Genomic DNA, 26,039 nt, shown 5'->3' on the forward strand with positions numbered 1-26,039 from the left:
GTCCGCGCGACCCTCGGCGTTAGAGGCTGGAGAACCTGACGCCGAAGGGGCCGCCGCTTCATGGACGCCAATCGCCTGCACTCCGCCGAACCCGACTCCCCAGGCGTCGATCTGCTCGGCATGGCCCGGCGCCACTGGTGGCTGGTGCTGGTCCTCGTGCTGGCCGGGCTGGCCGGCGCCGTGCAGTTCACGACCACGCAGACGAAGGTGTACGAGTCGTCGACCTCGGTCCTCGTCTCGCCGATCGGCAACGGCCAGGACGCCAACTCCACCAACGGGCGCACCAAGGGCGACATCAACCTCGACAACGAGGCCCAGCTGGTCACCTCGACCACCGTCGCCACCGTCGCCGCCGCGCTCATGCGCTCGAGCACGCCGCCGGACACGCTCGCGGCCGCGGTGCGGGTGGAGGTACCGCCGAACACCACCTTCCTGCTGATCACGTTCTCCGCCGACACGGCCCAGCAGGCCCAGGCCGGCTCGCACGCGTTCGCCGAGGCCTACCTGCGCAACCGCGAGGAGTCGGCCAAGTCGGACGTGGCCGGCCGGATCGCGATCCTCAACGACAAGATCAACCAGCTCAACGCCGGGCTGACCCAGATCAACAACAAGCTGGCCGCGCTCAAGGCGAACGATCCCAACCGGCCCAACCTGGAGAGCCAGCGCAGCACCTCGACGTCGCAGATCAACACCCTGTCCGGCCAGCTCAACCAGCTGCTCACCGCGACCGTCAGCGCCGGCAAGATCACCCGCGACGCCGACCTGCCCCGGTCCCCGGTCAAGCCGCGCCGGCTGCTGAACCTGGCCAGCGGCGCGATGGCCGGGCTGCTGCTCGGCGTCGGCGCGGCCATGCTGCGCGAGCGGCTCGACCAGCGCGTGCGCCGCCCGGCCGACCTGCCCCGCCGGGTCGACGTGACCGTGCTGGCCGCCGTGCCGGGGCGGGTCAAGCCGCGCCTCGACGACGTCTTCGCCCCCTTCGGCGCCGGCGGGCGGATCTTCAACCGGCTCCGCAACGAGGTGCTCGCGAGCATCCCGGCCCCGGCCGGCGGCGACGCCCGCGTGGCGCTGGCCGGCCAGGTCGTGGTCGTCGCCGGGGCCAGCCGCGGTGCCGCCTCGACCGTCGTCGCGGCCAACCTGGCCGCCGCCTTCGCCCGGACCGGCGCCGAGACCGTGCTGGTCTGCGCCCACCTCCCCGACAGCCTGGTCGACACCGCCTCGGTGCACCGGATGCTCGGCGTGCGGGCCGTGCCGGGCCTGTCCGACGTGCTGGCCGGCCGGTTCTCGCTCAGCAGCGCCGCCCAGCGCGCGCCCAGGCACCCCAACCTCAGCGTCGTCACCACCGGCGGCACCGCCAGCGCCGGTGGCCTGCTGCAGTCGCAGGCGCTGCGCGACACCCTGGCCACCCTGCGGGAGCGGGCCGCCTACGTGGTGGTCGAGGCGCCCTCCACGGCGACCAGCGCCGACGCGCAGAGCCTGGCCGCGCTGGCCGACGCGGCGATCGTCGCGGTCGAGCTGCGCCGCACCCGCAACACCGAGATCGCCGACGCCGCCGACCAGCTGCGCCGGGTCGGCACCCCGCTGCTCGGCGCCGTGGTGCTGCCGCGCCTGGCCGCCCCGCGCGGCGGCGACGAGCGCGAGGCCGCGGCGGCCACCGCGCAGGTGCCGGCCGACGACATGACCGCGGTGCTGGAGAAGCTCCCGCCGAAGGAGCCGGAGGTGCAGAAGGAAGAGGAGCCGGTCGTCGCCAAGCGGTTCCGGACCTCCCCCGCCGTGCCGACGTCTCCCGCCCCGGTCGTGACGCCCACCCAGCCGCCCAAGCGGCAGACGCGGACCATCTCGGTCACCCGCATCCCGGCCGAGGCGCCCAGTGAGAACGGCGCTGACAAGCGCCGATGACCATCCTCGCGAGCCACCCCTCCGTCGAAGCGGCGCCCCCGCGGCGGGCGGCCCATCGCCTCCCGGCCTGGCCGCTCACCGGGATCCTGCTGCTGTACCCCCTGTGGTGGGCCCTCGGCCTCGGCGTGCTCATCTTCTTCCTGGCCGCCGTGCCCATGCTGTGGGCCCTGGTCCGCCACCGCGCCGCCGGGCACGTGGTCAAGCTGCCGCCGGGTTTCGTGCTCTGGCTGCTGTTCCTCGCGGTGGTCGCCTTCGGGCTGTTCACGCTCGGCGCCGACCCGGCCGGCACGGTGCCGGGCACGGCGCAGAGCCGCCTGGTGCCCTTCGCGTTCCGCCTCGGCGGCTACGGAGCGCTGAGCGTCCTGCTGGTCTACGCGGGCAACCTCGAGCGGCGGGCGCTCACCCAGGAGCGGCTGGTGCGGCTGCTCGGCTGGCTGTTCGTCGTCACCGTGGCCGGCGGGGTGCTCGGCATGGCCGCGCCCCGCTTCGAGTTCACCGCGCCGTTCGAGCTGCTGCTGCCCGGGCACATGCGCCACGACGCCTTCGTGCAGTCGATGGTGCACCCGACCGCCGCGCAGGTGATGAACCTGCTGGGCGGGGAGGCGCCGCGGCCGGGGGCCCCGTGGGGGTACACCAACACCTGGGGCAACAACCTGTGCCAGCTCGTCGGCTGGCTGGCGGTCGCCGCCTTCGCCTTCGCGCGCCGGCGCCTGGTCAAGATCTTCGCCGCCGTGACGCTGCTCGTGTCGCTGGTGCCGATCGTGTACTCCCTCAACCGCGGGCTGTGGATCGGCCTCGCCGCGATGGCCGTCTACGTGGCCGTGCGGCTGGCCCTGCGCGGGAAGTTCGCCGCGCTCGGCCTGATCGCCGTGGCCGCCGTGACGGTGGCCGTGGCGCTCGCGGTGACGCCGCTGGGCGACGTGGTCAACGCGCGGGTGGAGCACGGCAAGTCCAACGGCGTGCGCATGTACACCACCCAGAAGGCCATCGACGGCATGTGGGAGTCGCCGCTCATCGGCTTCGGCTCCACCCGCAACACCATCGGCGGGCGCAACTCGATCGCGGTCGGGGAGAGCGCGAGCTGCGCGCGCTGCGGCAACTTCACCATCGGCGGTGGCGGCCAGCTGTGGCAGCTGCTCTACGCGCACGGGCTGCTCGGCACGGTGACGTACGTCGGCTTCTTCCTGTTCGGCCTGTGGCGGTTCCGCCGGGACGCCACCCCGATCGGGCTGGCCGGCGGGGCCGCGATCGTGTCCAGCTTCACGGCGATGTTCTGGTACAACTCGCTCGTCACCCCGCTGGCACTGACGTTCCTGGCCTATGCCGTCCTGTGGCGCAACCAGCAGAGGGGAATCAGCCAGCCATGAGCCCGATCAGGACCGCGCCCGCCGAGCTGCGGGCCGACGACGAGCAGCTGCGGGCGCAGTACATCGAGGAGGTCCTCGCCCTGCTGTACCCCGGCTCCGGGGACCGGCTGGTGGAGTACCTCGTCATCCCCAACGCCCGCAAGCCGCGCCTGCTCGTGCCGGCCGACGACCGGCGGGTGGCCGCGGCCGCGGTGCGCCGCTACGCCGAGCCGCAGTCCCGGCTGGCCCGGCTCAAGCGCGACGCCGTCGTCGCCGCACTGCGCACCGGCCTGTCCGGCCTGCTGCTGCGCGACCGGCTGCGGCTGCACCCCGCCGCCGACACCATCGACGCGTACCTCGCCCGCTCCCTCGGCGCCGGCCTGCGCCTGAGCGTCCACATCGGACCGGCCCGGGCCAACCGCAAGCCGGTGCTGCAGCTGCTCGACGCGGCCGGCAACACGCTGGCCTTCGCCAAGCTCGGCACCTCGGCCCTGACCCGCACGCTGGTGCGGGCCGAGGCCGACGCGCTGGCCGCGGTCGGTTCGGCCGGGCTCAGCGCCGTGCAGGTGCCCTCGGTGCTGCACGCCGGGCAGTGGGGCGAGCACGAGGTGCTGGTCCAGTCGGCGCTGCCGGTCTGGCTGCCGCGGGCCCCGCTGACCGCCCCGCGGCTCGCCGCCGCGATGCTCGAGGTGGCCCGCTGCTGCGGCACCGGCCGCGGGACGCTGGGCGGCAGCGGCTACTGGACCCGGCTGCGGGCCCGGCTGGCCGCCGTCGCCGACCACGCCGAGGGCGCGGCCCTGCGCACCGCGGCCGACCGGGTGGCCCGCGCGGCCGGCGACGTCGAGCTGCGGTTCGGCTCCTGGCACGGGGACTGGTCGCCGTGGAACATGGCCAGCGTCGCCGGCGGGGTGCTGGTCTGGGACTGGGAGCGGTTCACCCCGGGCGTGCCGATCGGCTTCGACGCCCTGCACCACGCCCTGCAGCTGGGCATCGGCCGCTCGCCCTCGGCCGGCCAGGCGGTCAACGAGCTCGTCGCGGCCGCGCCCGGCCTGCTGCTGCCCTTCGGGGTGGTGCACCGCCAGGCGGTCGAGGTGACCGCGCTGCTGTACCTCATCGACCTGGCCACCCGGTACGTCACCGACCGGCAGGCGGAGGCCGGCGCCCGGCTGGGCGTGCTCGGCAGCTGGCTGCTGCCCGTCCTCGTCGCGCGAGTGGAGGCGTTGTAACCCATGGCAGTGCAGGTGCCCGAGACGATGAAGCGCATCGTCCACTTCGGATCCCGCAACTACGGCCAGCTGACCGCGAGCCGGCGGATGCTGCCGTCGTTCCTCATCTGCGGCGGGCAGCGGTGCGGCACCACGTCGCTCTACCGCGCCCTGGCCGCGCACCCCGCCGTCATCAAGGCGGTGCTGCACAAAGGCGTGCACTACTTCGACGTCGGCTACCACCGCGGGCTGCGCTGGTACCGCGGCCACTTCCCCCTGCAGCGGCGGGCCGAGCGGGTCCGCGCCGAGTTCGGGGTGCCCGCGCAGACGTTCGAGTCCAGCCCGTACTACATGTACCACCCGCACGCCCTGGCCCGCATCGCCGCCGACCTGCCCGGCGTGCGGCTCGTGGTGCTGGTCCGCGACCCCGTCGAGCGGGCCTACTCCCAGCACGCCCACGAGGTCGCCCGCGGCTTCGAGACCGAGGTCGACTTCGCCCGCGCGCTGGAGCTGGAGGAGGACCGGCTGGAGGGGCAGCGGGAGCGGCTGCTGTCCGACCCGCACGCCTACAGCTTCGCCCACCAGCACCACGCCTACCGGGCCCGCGGCGAGTACATCGAGTACCTCGAGCCGATGGCCCGGCTGCTCGGCCGCGACCGGGTGCACGTGGTGGACAGCACCGAGTTCTTCACCAACCCGGAGCCGGTCTACGACGCCGTCGTGGACTTCCTCGGCCTGCCGCACGTGAACTCCTACCCGCCCTTCGAGCGGCACAACGCGCGGCCCCGCAACCGCCTCGACGACTCAATCGCCCAGCGGCTCGCCGCGCACTACGCCCCCTACGACGAGCGGCTGGCCGACTGGCTCGGCTACCGGCCCTCCTGGATGACTTCGTGACCGCGACGCTGGAGCGGCCCGCGATCGAGTCGCCCGGCGGAATGCTGCGCGGCGCGGCCCGTGGCGGGATCGCCAACCTGATCGGCGCGGCCTGCACCGGGGTGGCCGGAGTCGGGGTGACGTGGCTCGCGGCCCGGGCCCTCGACCCGCACGCGGCGGGCGCCTTCTTCGCCGCCACGGCCACCTTCGGCCTCGGCGTCACCGTGGCCAAGCTCGGGTTGCAGACGTCGCTGGTCTACTGGCCGGCCCGGATGCGCGCGGTCGGCGACCTGTCCCGGTTCGCCGAATGCCTGCGGGTGGCGCTGCTGCCGGTGGCCTTCGCCTCCGTGTTCATCGCGGCCGGGCTCTTCGTCGCGCCGGAGCTGGTGCCGGGGCGGCCCGACCTGACCCGGGCGCTCGCGCTGTTCCTGCCCGCGGCGGCGTTCACCGACGTGCTGCTGGCGACCACCCGGGGGCTGCGCGCGATGCGGCCCTCGGTGCTGCTGGACCGCGTGATGCGCCCGGCCGCGCAGCTCGTGCTCCTCGCGCTGGTGTGGGCCGCGGGGTGGGGCGAGCAGGTCTTCGCCGCCCTGTGGGCCCTGCCGTACGTGCCGGCGGCGCTGCTGGCGGGGTATGCCCTCAAGCGGCTGAAGGCCGGACTGCGCCTCGACGCGTCGGACACCTCCGACTTCACCCCGAGACGCTTCTGGGGCTTCACCGCGCCCAGGGCGGTGGCGAGCTTCGCCCAGATGGCGCTGCAGCGCGTGGACGTGCTCATGGTCGCCTCGCTGGCCGGCCTGGCCCCCGCCGCCATGTACGCGGTGGCCGGCCGGTTCGTCATCCTCGGCCAGTTCGTCAACCAGGGTGTCGCCCAGTCCGTCCAGCCCCGCCTGGCCGAGCGGCTCGCGGTGCGCGACACCGCCGGGGCCAACCTGCTGTACCGCCAGTCCACCGCCTGGGTGGTGCTGTTGTGCTGGCCGATGTACCTCCTCGTCTTCACCTACGCCCCGCGCTACCTGAGCATCTTCGGCGAGCACTACGCCGGCGGCGTGGGCGTGGTGCGGGTGCTGGCCTCGGCGATGCTGGTGGCGACGGCCTGCGGGATGGTTGACATCGTGCTCGCCATGGCCGGGCGCACCTGGTGGAACCTCCTCAACGTCGGGCTGGCGCTGCTCGTCATGCTCGGCATCGACGCGCTGCTCGTCCCCCATACCGGTGCGTTCGGCGCGTCCCTCGGCCTCGCGGCCGCGGTCCTCGTGAACAACCTGGTCCCGCTCGCGCAGGTGCGCGGGCTGGGGCTGCATCCCTTCGGCCGGGCGACCCTGCTCGCCTGCGCCATGGCGACCGCCTGCTTCGCGGCGCCCCAGCTGCTGCTGTGGCCGCTGCACCCCGGGCTGCTCGTCCAGATCGCCGCCACCGGGGCGGGCGCCGCCGCGTACTGCTACGCGGCGGTGCGGTTCAGAGAAGTACTCGTGCACGGCAAAAGATGACGCACTGAACGCATGGGGGGAACGAAATTGAGGACGGACTACGCGGAGGTCTTCCAGTCGGAGGCGGCGGTCGAGAAATACGAGCGGGTCGTGTACGCGCCGGAGACCTACGCCACGGCGGTCAGCGGCCGGCAGCGGGCGTTCCTGCGCCGGCTGGTGCGGCGCGAGTTCACCGCCCGGCGGCCGATCCAGCACGACTTCGCCTGCGGGACCGGGCGGGCGATCAAGCTGCTGCACGGCGTGGTGCGGGCGGCGCACGGGTACGACACCTCCGAGCAGATGCTGGCCAAGGCCCAGGAGGCCGGCGTCTACGCCAAGCTGCACCAGGTGGACGAGGAGGGGCCGCTGCCGGAGCCGGCCACCGTGGAGGGCCCGGCCCTCGTGACGATCTTCCGGCTGCTGCTCAACGCCCCGAAGGACGTGCGCGACCGGGCGATCGCCTTCGCCGCCCGCATCCTGCCGGAGGCGGACTCGGGCCTGCTGGTCGTGGAGAACCACGGCAACCGCTCGTCGCTTCGCCACCTGCGCCATCGGCGGCACCGCGGCAACCAGTGGTTCGCCGAGCTGCAGCACGGCGAGGTCGAGCAGCTGCTGGCCCGGCACGGCTTCGAGGTCATCGACCGGCGCGGCTTCGCCGTGTTCCCGGCCGGGGCCTACCGCCGGGAGTGGCTGCGGCCGATGGCCCGGCGGGCCGACGACCTCGCCACCCGCTCGCGCCGTCTCTCCGCCGTCGCCACGGACGTTCTGTATGTAGCAAGGCGCATTCCCAAGTAGGGAGCCCGGCTCCGTGCGTCAGGGGTGGTGGGCGGAGCCCCCACCGGGAAGGGATGACATGAAGCGGATCGTGCTGACGATCGCCGTGGTGGCCGCGACCGTTGTGGCCGCCGGCGCGGTGACGTGGATGGTGCTGGAGGGCGGCCATCGCGGCGGACCGCCGGCGGCCGCCCCGTCGTCCACGGTGGACGCCGGCGGGCCCCCGTCCATCGCCACGTCCCTCGGGCCGTACGCGGCGGGCCCCGTGTCGCCGCCGAAGCACGGCTCGTACCTCGGCGCGTGGGTCCGCCCGGAGCGCCTCACCGAGTCGGGCCGGGTCACCGCGATGACGGCCTGGGAGCACTCGCTGGGCCGCAAGATGGCGATCGTCAACACGTACCGCCGCTTCGACGAGACCTTCATCAACGACTCCGACCGCCAGTTCGTGGCCCGCGGCAGCACGCTCATGCTGTCGTGGGCCGGCGGCGACACCCGCCTGATCACCATGGGCCGCTACGACGACCTGATCCGGCAGCGGGCCCGGGAGCTCAAGGCCTTCGGCCATCCGGTGCTGCTGCGGTACCGCTGGGAGATGGACCGCCCGAACCTGCGCGCCCAGATGTGGTCGGGGGCGGACTACATCGCGGCGTGGAAGTACGTGCGCAACGTCTTTCAGCAGGAGGGCGCCACCAACGCCTCCTGGGTGTGGTGCCCGACGGCCGAGGGCTTCCAGGGCGGCTACGCGGCCGACTTCTACCCCGGCGACGACGCCGTCGACTGGACCTGCGTCGACGTGTACGCCGGCACGAAGTACGGCACCATCGGCGACCTCATGCGGCCGTTCCTCGAGTTCTGCGCCGAGCACCCGAGCAAGCCGGTGATGGTCGGCGAGTTCGGCATCGCCCGCAGCTGGGGTACCGGGCAGCGGGCGGCCTGGCTCGCCGACGCCTCCCGGACGTTCAAGGCCAATCCGCAGATCAGGGCCGTGCTGTACTTCGAGTCCGACCCCCTCGACAACAAGGGCCCGACGAACCAGTTCCTGGTCTCCGACGACCCGGTCGTGTTCGGCGCGTTCCGCTCCTCGCTGGCCCAGGACACCTACTACAAGCCGATGGCCGCACCGAAGCCGTAGGCCCCGGCCCGGCCGCTCGGCCGCCGCCATCACCCGCGCCCAGCGCCCGGCGTCGAAGACGTTGCCGCCGATCGCCGCCAGTGCGCTTTCCATGCATCCTGCCGCACACGCGCGGCCGACAGCGCCAGTCCGGCACCCACCAGGAGGACCCCGCTCACCTTGAGCGCATCGGGCGCCGCCCGGTCCACCAGGGCGGTCGTGACCAGCGCGAACACCGGGACCAGGGCCAGGTAGACCCCGGCGCGGTCCACGCCCAGCTTCGCCACGCCGGTGTACCAGAACACGAACGCGACCACGGTCAGGACCAGCCCGAGAAAGGCGAGGGCGGCGGCCTCCTTGCCCGACGGCATCCGCGGCCGTTCCCCGGTCAGGGGAAGGGCCAGGAGCAGCATCGGTACGGCGAGAGCCGTGCTCCACGCCGAGACCCGCACGGCGCCGAGGCGGGGCAGCAGGGGCGCCGCGAGCAGCGAGAACGCGGCCTCGCAGCACAGCACCCCGACCGCCGCCAGCAGCCCGGCGGCGTCGTGCTCGCCCTGGTTGTGCTGCACGAGGACCGCGCCCCCGACGACCACGGCCGCGGCCAGCAGCAGCCGCGGCGCGGGCCGGCGGCGCTCCTGCAGCGGCCCGAGCAGCGCCAGCAGCAGCGGGCTGACCCCGACGATGGTGCCGATGACCGCCGGGTCGGCATGCCGCAGCGCGAACAGCAGCAGGACGTTGAACAGCACCAGCCCGGTCGCCGCGACCAGCCCCAGCCGCACCAGCTCTCGCCCGGACGGGTGAATCCGGGACTTCTGCCGCATCGCGAGCGCGAACAGCGCGACGGAGGCGAGGCAGTAGCGAAGTGCCTGGCCGGTGAGGATCGGATAGTCGACGATCGACCGGCTCACGGTGAACGAGCAACCGAGAATCGCGCAGGTCAGCACGCAGTAGAGGGCGTAACGCCGGGTCATGCTCAGCAACTTACGAGGGCCAGTGGTCCACGCTACAGTGCCATTGGGAGCTGCTTTTAGGGGGCCACTTTTGTCGGTTTGGGAGGCGTTGGTCGAGCTCGACCGCACCCGGCCGCGCGTCGGCGACCAGCTCGTCGGCGCGCTGCGCGAGGCCATCATCGGCGGCCGTCTCGCGCCCGGCACCCGCCTGCCCTCCACCCGCGACCTGGCCGTTGACCTGGGGGTGTCCCGCGGCCTGGTGGTCGGCGCCTACGAGCAGCTGACCGCCGAGGGCCGCCTGGTCAGCCGCCGCGGCTCCGGCACGGTCGTGGCCGAGGTGGCCACGGCCCTGCCCCGCCAGCCCGGCGAGGCCGCGGCGCGCCCGGCCGCCGTCGCCCCGCTGCGCCCCGGCGTGCCCGACCTGGGCGCCTTCCCGCGTACTGCCTGGCGCCGCGCCTACGAGACGGCCCTGACCGGCGCCCTGGACGCCGACTTCGACTACGGCGACGCGACCGGCGTGCCGCGCCTGCGCACCGAGCTGGCCGGGTACCTGGGCCGGGTGCGGGCCGCGCTGGTCGCGCCGGACGGCCTGATCGTCACCGCCGGCGTCACCCAGGGCCTGGCCCTGCTGGCCCGCGTGCTGCTGGACCGGGGCACCCGCCGGATCGCCCTGGAGGACCCCGGCCCGGCCGCGCTGCGCGACCACCTGCTGCGACTGGGCCTGGACGTGGTGCCGGTCCCGGTGGACGCCGACGGCCTGGACGTCGCGGCCCTGTCCCGCACCCGCGCCCGGGCCGTGGTCCTGACCCCCGCCCACCAGTTCCCGACGGGCGTGGTCCTGGCACCCGGCCGCCGCGCCGAGGTGATCGCCTGGGCGCGGCGGGTGGACGGCCTGGTGGTGGAGGACGACTACGACGCCGAGTACCGCTACGACCGCGACCCGGTCGCCTGCCTGCAGGGCCTGGCCCCCGACCGGGTCGCCCTGGTCGGCTCGGTGAGCAAGGTCCTGGCCCCCGGCCTGCGCCTGGGCTGGCTCGCCGCCCCGCCGAGCTGGCAGCCCGACCTGTGCGCGGCCAAGCACGACGCGGACAACGGCGGCCCGGCGCTGCAGCAGCTGGCCTTCGCGGAGTTCCTGGCCGGCGGCGGCTACGACCGCCACCTGCGCCGGGCCCGCCGCCTGCACCGCGAGCGCCGCGACGCCGTGGTCGCGGCCCTGCGCCGCCACCTGCCGCGCGCCCGGATCGGCGGCATCGCCGCGGGCCTGCACCTGGTGATCGAGCTCCCGCCGGGCGTGGACGACCTGGCGCTGGCCGAGCGGGCCGCGGCCGCCGGCCTGGGCCCGCTGGCCCTGTCGACGCTGCGCATGCGCCCCGGCGGCCCCAGCGGCCTGGTCCTGGGCTACGCCGCGCACACGCCGCACGAGCTCGCGACGGCGGTGCGGACCCTGGCCTCGCTGGTCTGACGGATGGCCGGCGCCGGCGGCCAGCCGCCGCGGACCGGGTGGTAACCGCGGGGGAGCGCGGGACCCGGGGGCGCAGGCGATAACGTCGAGGGATGTCGCAGGACTTCGTGCCACTGGCCGAGCACATCGCCGACGCGCTGCTCGAGTGCGCGCCCGGGCTCGCCGCCGGGGCGGGTGATCACCGGTTCGACGACCGGATGCCGGACTACTCCGCCGAGGGGGTGGCGGCGGACGTCGACATGCTGCGGGACGCCTCCGCGGCGCTCAGCCAGGTCGACGTCGACGAGCTCGACGTCCAGGACCAGGTCGACCACGCCGTGCTGCTCGCCCGGGTCGAGCGGATGCTGTTCGAGCGGACCGAGATCCGCGAGCACGAGTGGAACCCGCTCGTGCACAACCCCGGCACGCTGTTGCACGGGTTGATCTCGCGGCCCTTCGCGCCGGCCGAGGAGCGGCTGGTGTCGATCGCGGCCCGGCTGAGCAAGGTGCCCGATGCGCTGGCGACCGCGCGGGAGGTGCTGGCCGACCTGCCGCGGGTGCACGTCGAGACCGCCATCGGACAGTTCGCCGGCACGGCGCGGCTGGTCCGCGAGGAGCTCGGGGAGCTGTTCAAGGAGGCGCCCGGCATGGCCGAGGTCGTGGCGCCGGCGCAGGAGCGGGCGGCGGCCGAGCTGGACGCGTTCGCCGAGTGGCTGCGCGGGCGGCTGGACCGGGCCGACCGGGACCCGCGGCTCGGGCGCCGGCTGTGGGAGGCCCGGCTGTGGCACACGCTGGACACCGAGCTGCCGGCGCGGACCGTGCTCGAGCGGGCCGAGGCCAACCTCGAGCGGGTGAGCGCGGAGCTGCAGGAGCTGTCCGGCCGGCCCGCCCGGGAGGCGCTGGCCATGGCGGCGCAGGACGCGCCGGACAACGACACGATCGTCGAGCTGGCCAAGGTGTCGCTGGAGGAGGCCACCGCGTTCGTGCGCCGGCACGACCTGGTGTCGCTCATCGACGACCCGCTGGTGATCATGGAGATGCCGGAGTTCGCGCGCGGGGTGGCGGTGGCCTACTGCGACCCGCCCGGCCTGCTGGAGAAGGCCGAGCTGCCGACGTTCTTCTGCATCTCGCCGACGCCGTCGGACTGGCCGCAGGAGCGGGTGGAGTCGTTCTACCGTGAGTACAACAGCCACATGGTGCGCGACCTGACCGTGCACGAGGCGACGCCGGGGCACTTCCTGCAGCTCGCCCACGCGCGGCGGTTCCGCGGGCGCACGCGGGCCCGGGCGATCGGGTGGTCGGGGCCGTTCGTGGAGGGCTGGGCGGTCTACGCCGAGGAGCTCATGGCCGAGCGCGGGTTCGGCGGGCTCCCGGTGCGCCTGCAGCAGCTCAAGATGCAGTTGCGGATGAGCATCAACACGATCATCGACCAGCGGGTGCACTGCGACGGGATGACCGAGGAGGAGGCGATGGCGCTCATGATGGAGCGCGGCTTCCAGGAGGAGGGTGAGGCGGCCGGCAAGTGGCGGCGGGCGCTGCTGAGCTCGACGCAGCTCTCGACGTACTTCGTCGGCTACACCGAGGTCCGGCAGATCGCCGATGAACGGCCGGCGAACGTCACGCTCCGCGACTGGCACGACCGGATGCTGGCCCACGGCTCGCCGCCCCCGCGCCACCTGCGCACGCTGCTTCATCTTTAACCCGGGGCGGGCAAGATCCGCTCGGACGATAGGCTCTGGGGTGCCGCACCGTGGCGGCCGACCAAACTTTTTTCTGCAAGGAGTGACACGACAGTGGCCACTATCGAAGCAATCGGCGCGCGGGAGATCCTCGACTCGCGGGGCAACCCGACGGTTGAGGTCGAGGTCGTCCTCGACGACGGCACCCTGGCCCGGGCGGCGGTGCCCTCGGGCGCCTCCACCGGCGCCTTCGAGGCCAACGAGCTGCGCGACGGCGACAGCAAGCGTTACCTGGGCAAGGGCGTCGAGAAGGCGGTCGAGAACGTCAACGAGCGCATCGCCGAGGCCGTGCGCGGCTTCGACGCCACCGAGCAGCGCCTCGTCGACCAGGCCATGCTCGACCTCGACGGCACCCCGGAGAAGTCCGGGCTGGGCGCCAACGCGATCCTCGGCGTCTCGCTCGCGGTGGCCAAGGCCGCCGCCGACTCGGCCGGGCTGAGCCTGTTCAAGTACCTGGGCGGGCCCAACGCCCACGTGCTGCCGGTGCCGATGATGAACATCCTCAACGGCGGCGCGCACGCGGACTCCAACGTGGACGTCCAGGAGTTCATGATCGCGCCGATCGGCGCCCCGACCTTCCGCGAGGCGCTGCGCACCGGCGCCGAGGTGTACCACACGCTCAAGTCGGTGCTGAAGAAGAAGGGCCTGGCCACCGGCCTGGGCGACGAGGGCGGCTTCGCCCCGAGCCTGCCGAGCAACGCGGCCGCGCTCGACCTGATCGCCGAGGCCGTGGAGAAGGCCGACTACTCGCTGGGCAGCGACGTCGTGCTCGCGCTCGACGTGGCCGCGACCGAGTTCTTCAAGGACGGTGCGTACGGCTTCGAGGGCGGCAGCAAGTCGTCCGACGAGATGATCGCCTACTACTCCTCGCTCGTGGACTCCTACCCGATCGTGTCCATCGAGGACCCGCTGTCGGAGGAGGACTGGGACGGCTGGAAGGCGATGACCGACGCGCTCGGCTCGCGCATCCAGATCGTCGGCGACGACCTGTTCGTCACCAACCCGCAGCGCATCGCCCGCGGCATCGCCACCCAGACCGCCAACGCGGTGCTGGTGAAGGTGAACCAGATCGGCTCGCTCACCGAGACGCTCGACGCCGTCGACCTGGCCCACCGGGCCGGGTTCCGCACGATGATGAGCCACCGCTCGGGCGAGACCGAGGACACCACGATCGCCGACCTGGCCGTCGCCCTGGGCACCGGCCAGATCAAGACCGGCGCGCCGGCCCGTTCCGAGCGGGTGGCGAAGTACAACCAGCTGCTGCGCATCGAGGACGAGCTCGACGACGCGGCGCGCTACGCCGGGCGCGGGGCCTTCCCGCGGTACCGTTAACCGCTTCTGAAACCCCCGCGGCCCGGGCGTGCAGCACGGGCCGCGGGTGGCGCGGACCTTGGGGGAGGGCATGCAGCAGCGCACCAGGCCGGGCCGTCCGGGCGGAAAGGCTTCCGCACCGCGCGGTCGCGCCGGGGTGGGCCGTGCGTCCTCCCGTCCCACCGTGGCCCGCCGCGCGGTCGCGCCCGGCGCCGCCATGCGCACCCGCGCGCCCCAGCCGCGCCGCTTCACCAGCCGGGCCGTCGTGCTCGGGCTGGTCCTGCTGGTGCTCCTGCTCGCCTACGCCTACCCGATGCGGGTCTACCTCGCCCAGCAGGCCGAGATCGAGGCGATGGAGACGCGCCAGCAGCAGCAGGCCGAGAAGGTCGCCGACATGCGGGCGCTGGCCAAGAAGTGGGACGACCCGGAGTACGTGATCTCCCAGGCCAGGCAGCGGCTGCACATGGTCCTGCCCGGCGAGAAGCCCTACGTGGTGGTCGACCCGGCCAAAAGCCCGGAGACCGACCCCGCGGAGCTGCCGGGCGCCCCGAAGCCGCCCCGGCCCTGGTACGACAAGCTGTGGTCGAGCGTCGAGGCGGCGGACAAGAAGTGAGTGACGAGTTCCCGAAGGCCACCGACGAGGACCTGGCGGTGGTCGCGGCCCAGCTCGGCCGCACCCCGCGGGGCACCCGCGCGATCGCCCACCGCTGCCCGTGCGGGTTGCCGGACGTCGTGGAGACCACCCCGCGGCTGCCCGACGGCACGCCCTTTCCGACGCTGTTCTACCTGACCTGCCCCCGCGCCGTGAGCGAGTGCAGCCGGCTGGAGTCCAGCGGCCTCATGCGTGAGATGGGCGCACGGCTGGCCGAGGACCCGGAGCTGGCCGCGCAGTATCTGGCCGCCCACGAGGACTACCTGCGCCGGCGCGAGGCGGTCGGGCACGTCGACGAGATCGACGGCGTGTCGGCCGGCGGCATGCCGACCCGGGTCAAGTGCCTGCACGTCCACCTCGGCCACGCGCTGGCCGTCGGTCCGGGCGTCAACCCGTTCGGCGACGAGACCCTCGCGAAGGCCGGCGAGTGGTGGAAGCAGGGGCCATGCGTGGCACCGCAGGGATCACTCGATGCTGGTGACGACTGAGCGCAGGATCTCCCAGCCCTCGGCGTCGTCCTGGGTGCCGGTGTGCGGGCGGCGGAAGCGGCGCACCTCGACCGCGATGTCGGCCAGCGCCCACCGCAGCTGGAAGAGCATGATCGTGGACGGGCGGACCAGCACGCCGGTCGCCTCGGCGTAGGCGGCGAAGATCGACCCGTCGCCCGGCTCGATCAGCCACAGGTCCCGCTCCGGCGGCGAGACCAGCACGGTGTCCCAGTCGATGAGCCGCCACCCGGTCGGGGTGCGCATGGTGTTGCCCGAGTGCGGCTCGCCGTGGGTGAGCACGGCCCGCACCGGCTCGGCGCGGCTGCGCAGGACCAGCTCGTCGTAGCGGGCCAGCACCCGCTCCAGCGGCCGGCGGTGCTCGGCGAGCAGGTCGGCGGCGGGCACCGAGTAGGGGCCGCACTCGGCGCCGGGGCGGCGCAGGGCGGCCTCGACCTCGTCGCGGTGCGGCACCGCGAAGTTGTCCGCCCGGGCGTGCCGGCGCGCGACCGGCGGCGCGGTGTGCAGCCGGATGATCATGTCCAGCGTCGCCTGCCGGTGCGCCGGCCCGGCGAACGCGTTCCACTCGAAGCTCGCGCCCTCGACGAACGGATAGACGGCGATCGTGAACGGCCCGCTGCGCAGGGTGGCCGTCCCGGCCAGGGTGGGCACGGGGGCGACCACGAACGTGTGGCCGGTGGCGTAGAGGTCGGCCGCGACGCGCAGCGAGGCGTCCAGCTTGGCCGGGTCGGCCGGCTCGTCGACGTTGACGAACCACCGGGAGCCCGAGGTGTCCAGGAGCTCCCAGTGGTGACTGCCGAAACCGACGGGACGGTACGTCAGCGACTTCACCGGGATGCCCCAGTCCTTCGCGAACATCGCCCCGAGCGCGTCCTCGGAAAGCCCAGCGGGTGGCGTCAACACTCCGACAAGGTACGTCAATGGAACAAGGCCGGCGGGGTCAGCAGGGCGAGCCGTTCACCGAGCAGCTGGTGGGCTGCGCAGCGTCGCCCTTGGCCTCGAAGCCCATCCTGATCGCCCCGCCCGGCTCGAGATAGGTGTTGTACGCCTGGGACCGCATGATCAGCCGGCCCGGCTGGACCTGCGCCGTGGCCCCCCACGTCGAGGTGATGTCGACGGTCTTGGGCAGGTCGAGCTGCACCATCCAGCCCATCATTGGCTGGCTGCCCAGGTTGGTCACGGTCATCTCGGCATTGAAACCGTCCTTCCACTTGCTGCGCACCGCGTAGGCCGCCTTCACGGTGCCGGGCTTGGCCGTTGCCGGGTCGCTCGCCGCCACGCTTGTCGGCGGCGGCCCGCTGGCGCCCGCCATCGGGCGCGTCGGATTGGGCGAGTTGGTGCCCTTGGTCAGGTACAGGACCGTCATCGTGCCGGCCACCACCGTCATCACCGCAGCGGTGATCATCAGCACCCGGTCGCGTGTCAGATGCCACACCCGCGCGCCACTACCCTTACGACCATGGAGGTAACCGTTCGACGGGCGCGAACCGCCGACGTGCGGGGGATTCGCCGGCTCGTGGCGATGTACGTCGCCGACCGCCGGCTGCTGTCCAAGCCCACCGTGGCGCTCTACGAGGCGGTCCAGGAGTTCTGGGTGGCCCAGCGGGACAGCGACGGCGCCATCGTCGGCTGTGGCGCCCTGCACGTCATGTGGGAGGACCTCGCCGAGGTGCGCACGGTCGCGGTCGACCCGCTGCTGCGCGGCCACAAGATCGGCCACCGGATCGTCGCCGAGCTGATCGACGCGGCGCGCGAGATCGGGGTGCGCCGGGTGTTCGTGCTCACCTTCGAGACGAGGTTCTTCGCCTCGTTCGGCTTCGTGCCGATCGACGGCACGCCGGTCACCCACCCGGTGTACGAGGAGCTGCTGCGCTCCTACGACGAGGGCGTGGCCGAGTTCCTCGACCTGGAGCGGGTCAAGCCGAACACCCTCGGCAACCACCGGATGCTGCTGCATTTGTAGGCTGGCGACCGTGAAGCGAGTGGCGGCGATCGACTGCGGCACCAACTCCGTCCGACTGCTCATCTCGGACATCTCCGATGATTCCGGGATGAGCGACGTGACGCGCCAGATGCGCGTCGTCCGGCTGGGGGAGGGCGTCGACCAGACCGGCCGGCTGGCCCCGGCGGCGATCGAGCGGACCCGCGTCGCCCTCGCCGACTACGCCAAGGACATCGCCCAGGCCGGGGTCGACGCGGCCCGCATGGTGGCCACCAGCGCCTCCCGCGACGCCGAGAACGCCGCCGACTTCCGGGCCATGGTGTTCGACACCCTGGGCTTCGCGCCCGAGGTGATCACCGGCGACGAGGAGGCCCGGCTGTCCTTCGCCGGCGCCGTGCGCGGCCTCACCGCCGAGGCGCCATTCCTGGTGGTGGACATCGGCGGCGGGTCCACCGAGTTCGTGGTCGGGAGCCCCTCGACGGGCAACGACCAGGTCGACGCCGCGATCAGCGTCGACATCGGGTGCGTGCGGATGACCGAGCGGCACCTGCGGGCCGACCCGCCGACGCCGGATCAGGTGGCGGCGGCCGAGGCGGACATCACCGCGGCCGTGGACCGGGCCCTCGCCGCCGTGGACGGCACCCGGGCGCGGACGCTGGTCGGGCTGGCCGGATCGGTGACGACGGTGGCCGCGCTGGCGTTGGGGCTCCCGGAGTACGACCCGACGCGCATCCACCACGCGAGGATCACCGCCGCCGACGTTGCCAAGGTGACGGCCGGCCTGCTCGCCGAGACCGCCGCGAAGCGCCTCGAGCACCCGGTCATGCATCCCGGGCGCGCGGACGTCATCGGCGCGGGCGCGCTGATCCTGCGGATCATCGTGGAGCGCTCCGGCGCCGATTCGGTCATCGCCTCCGAGTCGGACATTCTCGACGGAATCGCACTTTCCCTGGCCTGACCGGCACGTGTCGGATTCACGTCAGAGCAGGTCAGCCCGTCCGTCGCACCTCCGCGCGGGACTGCTCGCGCGGATCGGCGTCGTCGCGTGACCACCACCACCCGTACGTGAGCACGCCATCGCTCGGCATAGTGATGATGATCTTTGCGAGCAGCGCGCCCTCGTAGGCGTTGAACACCCCCGGCTCGCTCTGCACGAATCGGGTCACACCGGGCAGTTCCAGGCACGTGACATGCAGTTCGAGCCGTCCGGCCTCACTCGCCGTGAGGATGGTGTGCTCGACGTGTTGCAGTCCCTTGCTGTCGCTGACCGCTTCGTAGTCCAGGGTGATCGCGTTTCCGCGCACCACCGAGGTCACCTTGATGCGGGCGACGAAGGGGCCGGACTCCAGTCCGTCGCCGCGTCCGCGATACACGCCGGGGGCCGCGGCGAGTCGTTTCAAGAGATCGGTCACGGCGCACACCGTAATACGAGCACGCTCGGTAGTGCGCGTATTGGCGCTCGACGGCTATCGTGAGCCGGTTCCATGGGGCGGGAGGGCCGGTTTTCCAAGCTCAACCGCCTTTTGGTCCGTTAGGGTGATCTTTGCGGCATACCCCCGGAAGGAAACACATGTCTGACCAGTACCCGCCGCCCGGCAGCTACCCGCCTCCCGGTGGCGGGGGTTACGGCGGCGACCAGCCCCCGTACGGCCAGTCGTCGGGCGCTCCCTATGGCCAGTCGTCTGGCGCTCCTTATGGCCAGCCGTCGGGTGCTCCTTATGGCCAGCCGACGTCGGGCAACCCGTACGACCAGCAGCCCCCGGCGTACGGTGTCCCGGGCCCCGGCGCGCCCGGTGCGCCGTTCGGCGCCCCGCCGCCGCCGAAGAAGAGCAGCGCCGGCAAGATCATCCTGATCATCCTGGGCGTCATCCTCGTCCTGGCGCTCGTCTGCTGCGGCGGCATCTACTTCTTCGCCAAGGACACGTGGAACAAGATCGCCGACACGGTGAAAAGCGACCCGTCCAACGCCACGGTCGGCGACTGCCTGGCCGGCGACTCGATCACGGACTCGGCCTCCAAGAGCGTCAGCGTCAAGATCGTCAAGTGCGACGACTCGACCGCGAAGTACAAGGTCGTGGGCATCAAGGACGGCGTGGCCCAGACCGAGGCGCTCAAGGACGAGGCGACCGTCTGCAGCGACTTCTCCGACGCCAAGTACGTGCTGTGGCAGGGCACCAACGAGGCGAGCGGCAAGGCCCTCTGCCTCGACGACGCCAAGTAGGTCCCGGCAGCAAGCTCCAGGCGGTCCGCTTCCCCGAGGCGGGCCGCCTTTTGCGTGCCCGGGCCGTCGGCATCGGTTGCGCCGTCGGCGTCGCCGTCCGGCTAACGTTCGACGGGTGGGAGACGCGCTCGACCGGCTCGACGCCGAGATCACCGTGTGCCGCCGCTGCCCCCGCCTGGTGGCGTGGCGGGAGGAGGTCGCGGCGACCAAGCGGGCGGCGTTCCGCGATGAGGAGTACTGGGGGCGCCCGGTGCCAGGCTTCGGCCCGCACCGGGCGCCCATCGCCATCCTTGGGCTGGCGCCGGCCGCCCACGGCGGCAACCGCACCGGCCGGATCTTCACCGGCGACCGCTCCGGCGACGTCCTCTTCGCCGCCCTGCACCGCGCCGGCCTGGCCAACCAGCCCACCAGCACGTCCAGCGACGACGGTCTCACGCTGCGCGGCACCCGGATCTTCGCCGCGGTGCGCTGCGCCCCGCCGGACAACAAGCCCACCCCGGCCGAGCGCGACAACTGCGCCCCCTTCCTGCACCGCGAGATGCGCGAACTCGTCCCCGACCTGCGGGTCGTGGTGGCGCTCGGCGCGTTCGCGTGGGCCGCCTTCTGGCCCGCCGCGCGCGCCGTCTACGGTGTAGCACCGGCGCGGAAGGTGCCTTTCGGTCACGGCACGCTGTGGCGGGCCGACGGCGCCCCCGCGTTGCTCGGTTGTTACCACGTGAGCCAGCAGAACACCTTTACCGGTCGGCTCACGCCAGGAATGCTGGACGAGGTTTTCGCCCGGGCGAAGGAGCTCGCCGGGCTTTCGTAGAGCGACGGGATGCCAGTGAGGGCCACGGACCGCACCTTCAGCCGCTGGTTGCCGGTGCTGGGCGTCGTGGCCGTGCTCGCCGTCGCGGCGGCCGCCGCCGCGATGTCCTCGCCCGAGATCACCAACGTGCCGTTGCCCGACCAGGACACGCCCGGGCCGACGCCGACGAGCGCGCCGACGAGCCAGATCGACCTGTTCACCGAGTCGCCGCCCGCCGACGCCGGGGACTCCTTCGCGCTGCCGTCCTGGGTCACGTACGGCATGGCCGCCCTGTGCGTCGTGCTGATCGCGGTCCTGGTCGGCACCCTGGTCTACCACCTGGTCCGCAACCGCGCCCCGAAGCAGAAGCCGCGGCTCTTCGTCGAGCCCGAGCAGCCCAAGCCCATGACCGCGGCCGCGGGTGAGGAGGTCATGGCCGCCGTCGAGGCGGGCCTGGTCGAGCTCACCGACACCGACGCCGACCCGCGCAAGGCGGTCATCGCGTGCTGGGTGCGCCTGGAGCGCGCCGCCGCGGCCGCCGGGACCCCCCGCCTGGTCGGCGACAGCCCGACCGAGCTGGTCACCCGCCTGCTCTCGGCCCACCAGGTGAGCCGCCCGACGCTGGAGGGGTTCGCCGAGGTGTACCGCGAGGCCCGCTACGCCACCCACCCCGTCGGCGAGCGTTCGCGGCACGACGCGATCGCCGCCCTGCGCCAGATCCGCGCCGAGCTGTCCGGCGTCGGCCGGGCGATGCAGGGGGGTGTCCCGGGTGCCTCGTGAGGAACGGGTGGTCGGCCTCGACGAGCTGTTCGACACCGGGCGCTCGGCCCCGCGGCCCGACGCCCGCCCGACCCGCCGGCCGTCCCGGCCCTTCGACACGCGCTGGTGGATCCGCCGGGTCTTCATCGCCGTCGCGCTGACCTCGGTCGGGTGCGGGGTGCTGTACGTGGTCGGCTACTCCGTGTCGTACCCCCTCGTGCTCCTGTCGATCGTGGCCATCCAGGTGATGCGGGAGGCGCTCGTGCAGGTGCACGCCGACCTGCTGCCGCCCGCGGTGACCGGCGCCGGGCTGCGGCCGGTGCACCCGCCGAAGGAAGGCGCGGCGGCCCGCGACGACCGGCCGACCCGCCGCGAGCTGCGCGACGCCATCCCGGCCGGCGACGGCATCCTGCTGGCCGTGGCCAAGTGGAACGACCGGCTCGTGTGGGGCGAGCGCGACCCCGGCCGGTTCGCCGCCCTGGTCGTCCCGCGCTTCACCGACCTCGTCGACGCCCGGCTGCGCGAGCGCCACGGCATCACCCTGGCCGCGGCCCCCGAGCAGGCCCGCGAGCTGGTCGGCGAGGAGCTCTGGCAGTTGCTGCACTACACACCGTCCCGCGTGCCCAGCCCGCAGGACTTAGCATCGATCGTCGCAAAGGTGGAGGCGCTATGAAGACGCTCGCACCGGCCGAGGTGGGCCGGATCGCCAAGGTGGTCCTGGACCAGGTCGGCACGGTGGTCGTCGGCAAGCGCGACTCCCTCGAGCTGGTCCTGGCCGGCATCCTCGCCGGCGGCCACGTGCTGCTGGAGGACCTGCCGGGCCTGGGCAAGACGCTGACCGCGCGCTCGTTCGCCCAGGCGCTGGGCATCGGCTTCCGGCGGCTGCAGTTCACCCCGGACCTGCTGCCGGCCGACGTCACCGGGTCGTTCCTCTACGACCAGCGCAACCACGAGTTCACGTTCCGGGCTGGCCCGGTCTTCACCAACCTGCTGCTGGCCGACGAGATCAACCGCACGCCGCCGAAGACGCAGTCGGCGCTGCTGGAGGCCATGCAGGAGCGGCAGGTGTCGGTCGAGGGCGCGACCTACCGGCTGGACGCCCCGTTCCACGTGCTCGCCACGGCCAACCCGATCGAGTACGAGGGGACGTACCCACTCCCGGAGGCCCAGCTCGACCGGTTCCTGCTGCGGGTGTCGTTCGGCTACCCGGAGGCCGACGAGGAGTGGGACGTGCTGCGCCGCCGGATGTCGCGCCGGCAGGAGGAGGCCAACCTCGAGCCGGTCGTCGACCCCGAGACCCTGCTGGCCATGCAGGCGGCGCTCGAGGACGTCGTGGTGGAGGACTCCATCGGGCGGTACATCGTCTCCCTCGCTGCGGCCACCCGGGTCCACCCGCACGTGCTGGTCGGCGCCTCGCCCCGCGGCTCGCTCGCGCTGCTGTTGCTGTCCCGGGCCGCGGCCGCGCTCAGCGGGCGCGACTACGTGGTGCCCGAGGACGTCAAGGCGGTCGCCGTCCCGGCGCTGGCCCACCGCATCTCGCTGCGACCGGAGATGTGGCTCAAGCGCATCGACCCGCGCTCGGTGGTGGGCGAGGTGCTCGCCCAGACCCCGGCCCCGGCCAGCGGCGCAATGCCCACGTACGGCGGAAGGCGTGGCTGAGCGGGGCGCGCCCCGATCCCACGCCCGGGCGTTCGAGCCGACCCGGGCGCTGGGCCGGGCCGTGCTGATCGTCGGGGTGCTCGTCTTCGTCGCCGTGCTCATCGGGCAGTACAACCTCGTCGTGCTGGCCACGCCGTTCGCGATCGGCACCGCGATCTCGCTGGTCCGCCGGCCCCGCCGGGTGCCCGTGGTCGAGGTCACCGCGGCCGAGCCGTTCCTCGTCGAGGGCAACGACCTCGGCGTCACCGTCAACCTCGGCAACCCCAACCCGACCGGCTTCGACCTGGTCGTGGTGCGCGCGGTGGTGCCGCGGTGGGTCCGCCTGCGCCACACCGACCGCCCCTACGCGGTCAACGTCGAGGCCGGCACCCTCGCCGGCGTCGAGCTGGAGGGCCGGATCCTGCGCTGGGGCCGGCACCCGCTCGGGCCGGTGACCGCGCACGCGATCGCCGCCGACGGGCTGCTCATCAGCCGGCCCGTGCAGACGCCGGCGCTGCCGCTCAAGGCCTACCCGGCGACCGAGCACTTCGACGCGGCCGAGGCGATGCCCCGCGCGGCCGGGCACGTCGGCGGGCACCGCTCCCGGCGCACCGGCGAGGGCGGCGAGCTGGCCGGGGTGCGCCGCTTCGGCCCGGGCGACCGGCTGCGGCGCATCGACTGGCGGGTCTCGCTGCGCTCCCGCGAGATCCACGTGGTCAGCACGCTGTCAGACCGCGACGCCGAGGTCGTGGTGCTGCTCGACGCGCTGCACGAGGCCGGGCGCTCCGGCGGCATCGACGGGCGGGCCTCGGTGCTCGACGTCACCGTGCGGGCCGCGGCCGGCATCGCCGAGCACTACCTGCACCGGGGCGACCGGGTGGCGCTGCTGCAGTACGGCGGCACCATGCGCCACCTGCGCGCGGCGAGCGGCCGGCGGCACTACATGACGGCCCTGGAGTTCCTGCTGGACGTGGCGCCCGGCGAGCACGACGAGCCCCCGCCGTCGTCGTTCGGCCCGCACATGGTCCAGGCCAACGCGCTGGTGATGGTGCTCACCCCGCTGCTGGACGTGCGGTCGGCGGCCATGCTGGCCAACCTGGCCCGCGCCGGGAGGTTCGTGGTGGCGGTGGACACCCTCGCGGATCCGGCGGTGCGGGTGCGCGCCACGGGCAAGTGGGGCGACGTCGCGCAGCGGATGTGGCGGCTGGAGCGCGAGGCGATCATCGGCCAGCTGCGCGAGCACGGGGTGCCGGTGGTGGCCTGGGGCGGCGCGGGAAGCCTCGACGAGGTGCTGCAGGGCGTGGCCCGGGTGGCGGTCGGCCGGACGGTGACCGCGTAGATGTTCGAGGAACTGCAGGAATACTTCTCCGGCCGCATCGGCCACGCCCGCGACCTGGTCGAGCGCGCCTCGGCCGGCCCCCTGCTGGTGCGGGCCGGCGTGGCCGTGTTCGCCGCGCTGAGCATGGTGCTCGCCTTCCCCTCCGAGGTCCTGCGCAGCGTCGCCGCCATCGGCATCGCCGGGGTGGTCGCCCTGCTGCCGGCCGCCTTTCCGCGCACCCGGATGGTCGGGCTGGCCGTGTTCGCCTGCGTCTTCGGCTGGCTGGCCGGCACGCTGGTCTACGGCGAGCCGGTCGACGACGTGGTCCGGCTGGTGACGCTGTCCACGACGCTGTACCTCATGCACTCCCTCGCCGCCCTGGCCGCGGTGCTGCCGTACGACGCCGTGCTCTCCCCGGGCGTGCTGGTCGGCTGGCTGCTGCGGGCCGGTGGCATCGTCGCGGCAAGCGCGATCGTGAGCGTGGCACTCCTGCTGGTGGTCAAGCTGACCGTCGGCCCTGTGTTCCTCGTCGCCTCGCTGGTCGGCGTCGTGGCGGCCGGCGCGTTGGCCTACCTGATAGCCCGCCGCGCCTGAGCGTTGGCCCGGAGGTAACCGGCCGTCCATCGACGGGCTTCGGTGGTTGTGGCGGCCGTTACAGCCCGGGTAACGCTCATTACATGTCCTCCGCCTGACTGATCGGGCGGCGTCCGCGTGGCTAGCGTTGTTTTCGTGGCTGCGAAGCGAATCCTGATCGTCGGTGCCGGGCACGTCGGGCTTTATGCCGCCCTGCGCCTGTCCAAGAAGCTCAACCTGCACGAGGCTGAGGTCACCGTGGTCGACCCTCAGCCACACATGACCTACCAGCCGTTCCTGCCCGAGTCGGCGGCCGGCAATATCTCGCCCCGGCACAGCGTGGTCCCGCTGCGCCGCGAGCTCAAGCGGTGCCACGTGCTGTCCGGCACGGTGACGAGCATCGAGCACCACCGCAAGGTGGCCATCGTCCAGCCGATCATCGGGCCGGCCCGCGAGGTGCCGTACGACCACATCGTGGTGGCCCCCGGCTCGGTCTCGCGCACACTGCCGATCCCGGGCCTGCGCGAGCAGGCGGTCGGCTTCAAGACCATCGGCGAGGCGGTGTTCCTGCGCAACAGCGTGCTGGACCGGCTCGACGTCGCGGCGACCACGACCGACCCGGCCACCCGCCGGCGGGCGCTGGCCTTCGTCTTCGTCGGCGGCGGCTACGCCGGCGTCGAGGCGCTCGCCGAGATGGAGGACATGGTCCGGGGCGCGCTGCGGTACTACCCGGAGATCCCGAACGACGAGGTCCGCTTCATGCTGGTCGAGGCGGCCAACCGCATCCTGCCCGAGGTCGGCCCCGAGATGGGCGCCTACACCGCGGTCCAGCTCACCCGGCGCGGCATCGACATCCGGCTCGGCACGCGGCTCGAGTCGTGCGTCGACGGCCTGGTCAAGCTCTCCGACGGGGAAGCCTTCGAGGCCGACACCATCGTGTGGACCGCCGGCGTGAAGCCGCACCCGATGCTGGAGGACACCGACCTGCCGCTCAGCCCGCGCGGCGCCATCACCTGCAAGCCGACGCTGCAGGTGGTCGACGCCGAGGGCAACGTGGTCGAGGGGGCCTGGAGCGCCGGCGACTGCGCCGCGGTGCCGGACCTCACCTCGTCCGACCCCGCTGCCCTGTGCTCGCCCAGCGCCCAGCACGCGGTGCGCCAGGCGTCGCAGCTGGCCGACAACATCGCCGCCGTGGTGCGCGGGCGCAAGCCGGTCGACTACCGGCACAAGCACGTCGGCTCGGTGGCCGGCCTCGGGCTCTACAAGGGCGCGGCGCGGGTTTACGGCATCAAGGTGCGGGGCCTTCCGGCGTGGTTCATGCACCGGACGTACCACCTGAGCCGCATCCCGACCCTGAACCGCAAGATCCGGGTGCTCGTCGACTGGACCCTCCAGCTGGTGCTGCGCCGCGAGGTCGTCGCGCTCGGCTCGCTGCACGAGCCGCGCGAGGCGTTCACCGAGGTCGCGGTGCCGATCCCGCTGCCCGTCCGCACGCCCGACACGGCGGCGCGGAAGGCCGCCTAAC

General features: G+C 73.3%; 26 protein-coding genes. 22 read left to right on the forward strand and 4 right to left on the reverse strand.

What is annotated here, in order from left to right:
- Positions 1 to 60 precede the first annotated feature (60 nt).
- Genes AB0M46_RS09145 through AB0M46_RS09175 form a run of 7 tightly spaced genes read left to right on the forward strand, consistent with a single transcriptional unit; the run spans position 61 to position 8,698 of the window.
- Positions 61 to 1,896, forward strand: a complete 1,836-nt coding sequence (locus AB0M46_RS09145) for a Wzz/FepE/Etk N-terminal domain-containing protein (protein WP_363334075.1) — start codon at positions 61 to 63, stop codon at positions 1,894 to 1,896.
- Positions 1,893 to 3,263: an O-antigen ligase family protein gene (locus AB0M46_RS09150; protein ID WP_363334076.1), complete on the forward strand. Its 1,371-nt coding sequence runs from the start codon at positions 1,893 to 1,895 to the stop codon at positions 3,261 to 3,263. The genes AB0M46_RS09145 and AB0M46_RS09150 overlap by 4 nt, the downstream gene beginning before the upstream one ends.
- A complete protein-coding gene (locus tag AB0M46_RS09155) occupies positions 3,260 to 4,468 on the forward strand; it encodes a hypothetical protein (RefSeq protein WP_363334078.1) in 1,209 nt (402 codons plus the stop codon). Before AB0M46_RS09150 ends, AB0M46_RS09155 begins: the two co-directional genes overlap by 4 nt.
- A gap of 3 nt (positions 4,469 to 4,471) precedes the next feature.
- Positions 4,472 to 5,344, forward strand: a complete 873-nt coding sequence (locus AB0M46_RS09160) for a sulfotransferase domain-containing protein (RefSeq protein WP_363334080.1) — start codon at positions 4,472 to 4,474, stop codon at positions 5,342 to 5,344.
- Entirely contained in the window at positions 5,341 to 6,813 is a 1,473-nt protein-coding gene (locus AB0M46_RS09165) for a lipopolysaccharide biosynthesis protein (protein WP_363334082.1), read from the forward strand. The genes AB0M46_RS09160 and AB0M46_RS09165 overlap by 4 nt, the downstream gene beginning before the upstream one ends.
- 27 nt (positions 6,814 to 6,840) lie before the next feature.
- Entirely contained in the window at positions 6,841 to 7,587 is a 747-nt protein-coding gene (locus tag AB0M46_RS09170; RefSeq protein WP_363334084.1) for a methyltransferase domain-containing protein, read from the forward strand.
- Positions 7,588 to 7,645: 58 nt separating this feature from the next.
- Complete coding sequence (locus AB0M46_RS09175; RefSeq protein WP_363334086.1) at positions 7,646 to 8,698, forward strand: endoglucanase; 1,053 nt, start codon at positions 7,646 to 7,648, stop codon at positions 8,696 to 8,698.
- Between the two features lie 29 nt (positions 8,699 to 8,727).
- On the opposite strand, the gene AB0M46_RS09180 is transcribed toward AB0M46_RS09175, so the two are convergent.
- Positions 8,728 to 9,648 (reverse strand): DMT family transporter, encoded by a 921-nt coding sequence (locus AB0M46_RS09180; RefSeq protein ID WP_363334088.1) that lies wholly within the window; start codon positions 9,646 to 9,648, stop codon positions 8,728 to 8,730.
- Positions 9,649 to 9,718: 70 nt separating this feature from the next.
- On the opposite strand from AB0M46_RS09180, the gene AB0M46_RS09185 reads away from it, so the two are divergent.
- The 5 genes from AB0M46_RS09185 to AB0M46_RS09205 all read left to right on the forward strand — a co-directional run bounded on the left by AB0M46_RS09185 (position 9,719) and on the right by AB0M46_RS09205 (position 15,258).
- Positions 9,719 to 11,089: a PLP-dependent aminotransferase family protein gene (locus AB0M46_RS09185; RefSeq protein ID WP_363334090.1), complete on the forward strand. Its 1,371-nt coding sequence runs from the start codon at positions 9,719 to 9,721 to the stop codon at positions 11,087 to 11,089.
- A gap of 92 nt (positions 11,090 to 11,181) precedes the next feature.
- Positions 11,182 to 12,768 (forward strand): DUF885 domain-containing protein, encoded by a 1,587-nt coding sequence (locus AB0M46_RS09190; RefSeq protein ID WP_363334092.1) that lies wholly within the window; start codon positions 11,182 to 11,184, stop codon positions 12,766 to 12,768.
- Between the two features lie 93 nt (positions 12,769 to 12,861).
- Positions 12,862 to 14,139, forward strand: a complete 1,278-nt coding sequence (gene eno, locus AB0M46_RS09195; RefSeq protein WP_363334094.1) for a phosphopyruvate hydratase — start codon at positions 12,862 to 12,864, stop codon at positions 14,137 to 14,139.
- A 163-nt stretch (positions 14,140 to 14,302) separates the two neighbouring features.
- Positions 14,303 to 14,731 (forward strand): septum formation initiator family protein, encoded by a 429-nt coding sequence (locus AB0M46_RS09200; protein WP_363334096.1) that lies wholly within the window; start codon positions 14,303 to 14,305, stop codon positions 14,729 to 14,731.
- Positions 14,728 to 15,258 carry a DUF501 domain-containing protein gene (locus AB0M46_RS09205; RefSeq protein ID WP_363334098.1) on the forward strand — a complete coding sequence of 177 codons (531 nt, stop codon included), beginning with the start codon at positions 14,728 to 14,730 and terminating at the stop codon, positions 15,256 to 15,258. The genes AB0M46_RS09200 and AB0M46_RS09205 overlap by 4 nt, the downstream gene beginning before the upstream one ends.
- Here AB0M46_RS09205 and AB0M46_RS09210 read toward each other — a convergent pair.
- Together AB0M46_RS09210 and AB0M46_RS09215 are read right to left on the reverse strand one after the other, a co-directional pair.
- Positions 15,235 to 16,179 carry an aminoglycoside phosphotransferase family protein gene (locus tag AB0M46_RS09210; RefSeq protein WP_363334099.1) on the reverse strand — a complete coding sequence of 315 codons (945 nt, stop codon included), beginning with the start codon at positions 16,177 to 16,179 and terminating at the stop codon, positions 15,235 to 15,237. The two genes, AB0M46_RS09205 and AB0M46_RS09210, sit on opposite strands and share 24 nt — an antisense overlap.
- A gap of 37 nt (positions 16,180 to 16,216) precedes the next feature.
- Entirely contained in the window at positions 16,217 to 16,711 is a 495-nt protein-coding gene (locus AB0M46_RS09215; protein WP_363334101.1) for a cellulose binding domain-containing protein, read from the reverse strand.
- Positions 16,712 to 16,735: 24 nt separating this feature from the next.
- Here AB0M46_RS09215 and AB0M46_RS09220 point away from each other — a divergent pair, with 24 nt between their 5' ends.
- Together AB0M46_RS09220 and AB0M46_RS09225 are read left to right on the forward strand one after the other, a co-directional pair.
- Positions 16,736 to 17,239: an amino-acid N-acetyltransferase gene (locus tag AB0M46_RS09220; protein WP_363334103.1), complete on the forward strand. Its 504-nt coding sequence runs from the start codon at positions 16,736 to 16,738 to the stop codon at positions 17,237 to 17,239.
- Positions 17,240 to 17,258: 19 nt separating this feature from the next.
- Positions 17,259 to 18,176 (forward strand): Ppx/GppA phosphatase family protein, encoded by a 918-nt coding sequence (locus AB0M46_RS09225; protein ID WP_363334243.1) that lies wholly within the window; start codon positions 17,259 to 17,261, stop codon positions 18,174 to 18,176.
- Positions 18,177 to 18,207: 31 nt separating this feature from the next.
- Here AB0M46_RS09225 and AB0M46_RS09230 read toward each other — a convergent pair whose 3' ends face one another.
- Positions 18,208 to 18,630 carry a hypothetical protein gene (locus tag AB0M46_RS09230; RefSeq protein WP_363334105.1) on the reverse strand — a complete coding sequence of 141 codons (423 nt, stop codon included), beginning with the start codon at positions 18,628 to 18,630 and terminating at the stop codon, positions 18,208 to 18,210.
- A 158-nt stretch (positions 18,631 to 18,788) separates the two neighbouring features.
- Between AB0M46_RS09230 and AB0M46_RS09235 the strand changes: the two genes are divergently transcribed.
- From AB0M46_RS09235 to AB0M46_RS09270, 8 genes are all read left to right on the forward strand, one after another.
- Entirely contained in the window at positions 18,789 to 19,439 is a 651-nt protein-coding gene (locus AB0M46_RS09235; RefSeq protein WP_363334107.1) for a hypothetical protein, read from the forward strand.
- 115 nt (positions 19,440 to 19,554) lie between these two features.
- The gene (locus AB0M46_RS09240) at positions 19,555 to 20,247 is read left to right on the forward strand and encodes a uracil-DNA glycosylase (RefSeq protein ID WP_363334109.1); all 693 of its coding nucleotides are present in this window, start codon (positions 19,555 to 19,557) and stop codon (positions 20,245 to 20,247) included.
- Positions 20,248 to 20,256: 9 nt separating this feature from the next.
- On the forward strand, positions 20,257 to 21,006 hold the full coding sequence (locus AB0M46_RS09245) for a DUF4129 domain-containing protein (RefSeq protein WP_363334111.1): 750 nt from the start codon (positions 20,257 to 20,259) through the stop codon (positions 21,004 to 21,006).
- The gene (locus tag AB0M46_RS09250) at positions 20,996 to 21,658 is read left to right on the forward strand and encodes a hypothetical protein (RefSeq protein ID WP_363334113.1); all 663 of its coding nucleotides are present in this window, start codon (positions 20,996 to 20,998) and stop codon (positions 21,656 to 21,658) included. Before AB0M46_RS09245 ends, AB0M46_RS09250 begins: the two co-directional genes overlap by 11 nt.
- Positions 21,655 to 22,644, forward strand: a complete 990-nt coding sequence (locus AB0M46_RS09255; RefSeq protein ID WP_363334115.1) for a MoxR family ATPase — start codon at positions 21,655 to 21,657, stop codon at positions 22,642 to 22,644. Before AB0M46_RS09250 ends, AB0M46_RS09255 begins: the two co-directional genes overlap by 4 nt.
- A complete protein-coding gene (locus tag AB0M46_RS09260) occupies positions 22,637 to 23,962 on the forward strand; it encodes a DUF58 domain-containing protein (protein ID WP_363334117.1) in 1,326 nt (441 codons plus the stop codon). Before AB0M46_RS09255 ends, AB0M46_RS09260 begins: the two co-directional genes overlap by 8 nt.
- A complete protein-coding gene (locus AB0M46_RS09265) occupies positions 23,963 to 24,535 on the forward strand; it encodes a hypothetical protein (RefSeq protein WP_363334119.1) in 573 nt (190 codons plus the stop codon).
- A gap of 135 nt (positions 24,536 to 24,670) precedes the next feature.
- Entirely contained in the window at positions 24,671 to 26,038 is a 1,368-nt protein-coding gene (locus AB0M46_RS09270) for an NAD(P)/FAD-dependent oxidoreductase (RefSeq protein ID WP_363334121.1), read from the forward strand.
- Position 26,039 lies beyond the last annotated feature (1 nt).

Source organism: Dactylosporangium sp. NPDC051485, assembly GCF_040682015.1.
Lineage (GTDB): Bacteria > Actinomycetota > Actinomycetes > Mycobacteriales > Micromonosporaceae > Dactylosporangium.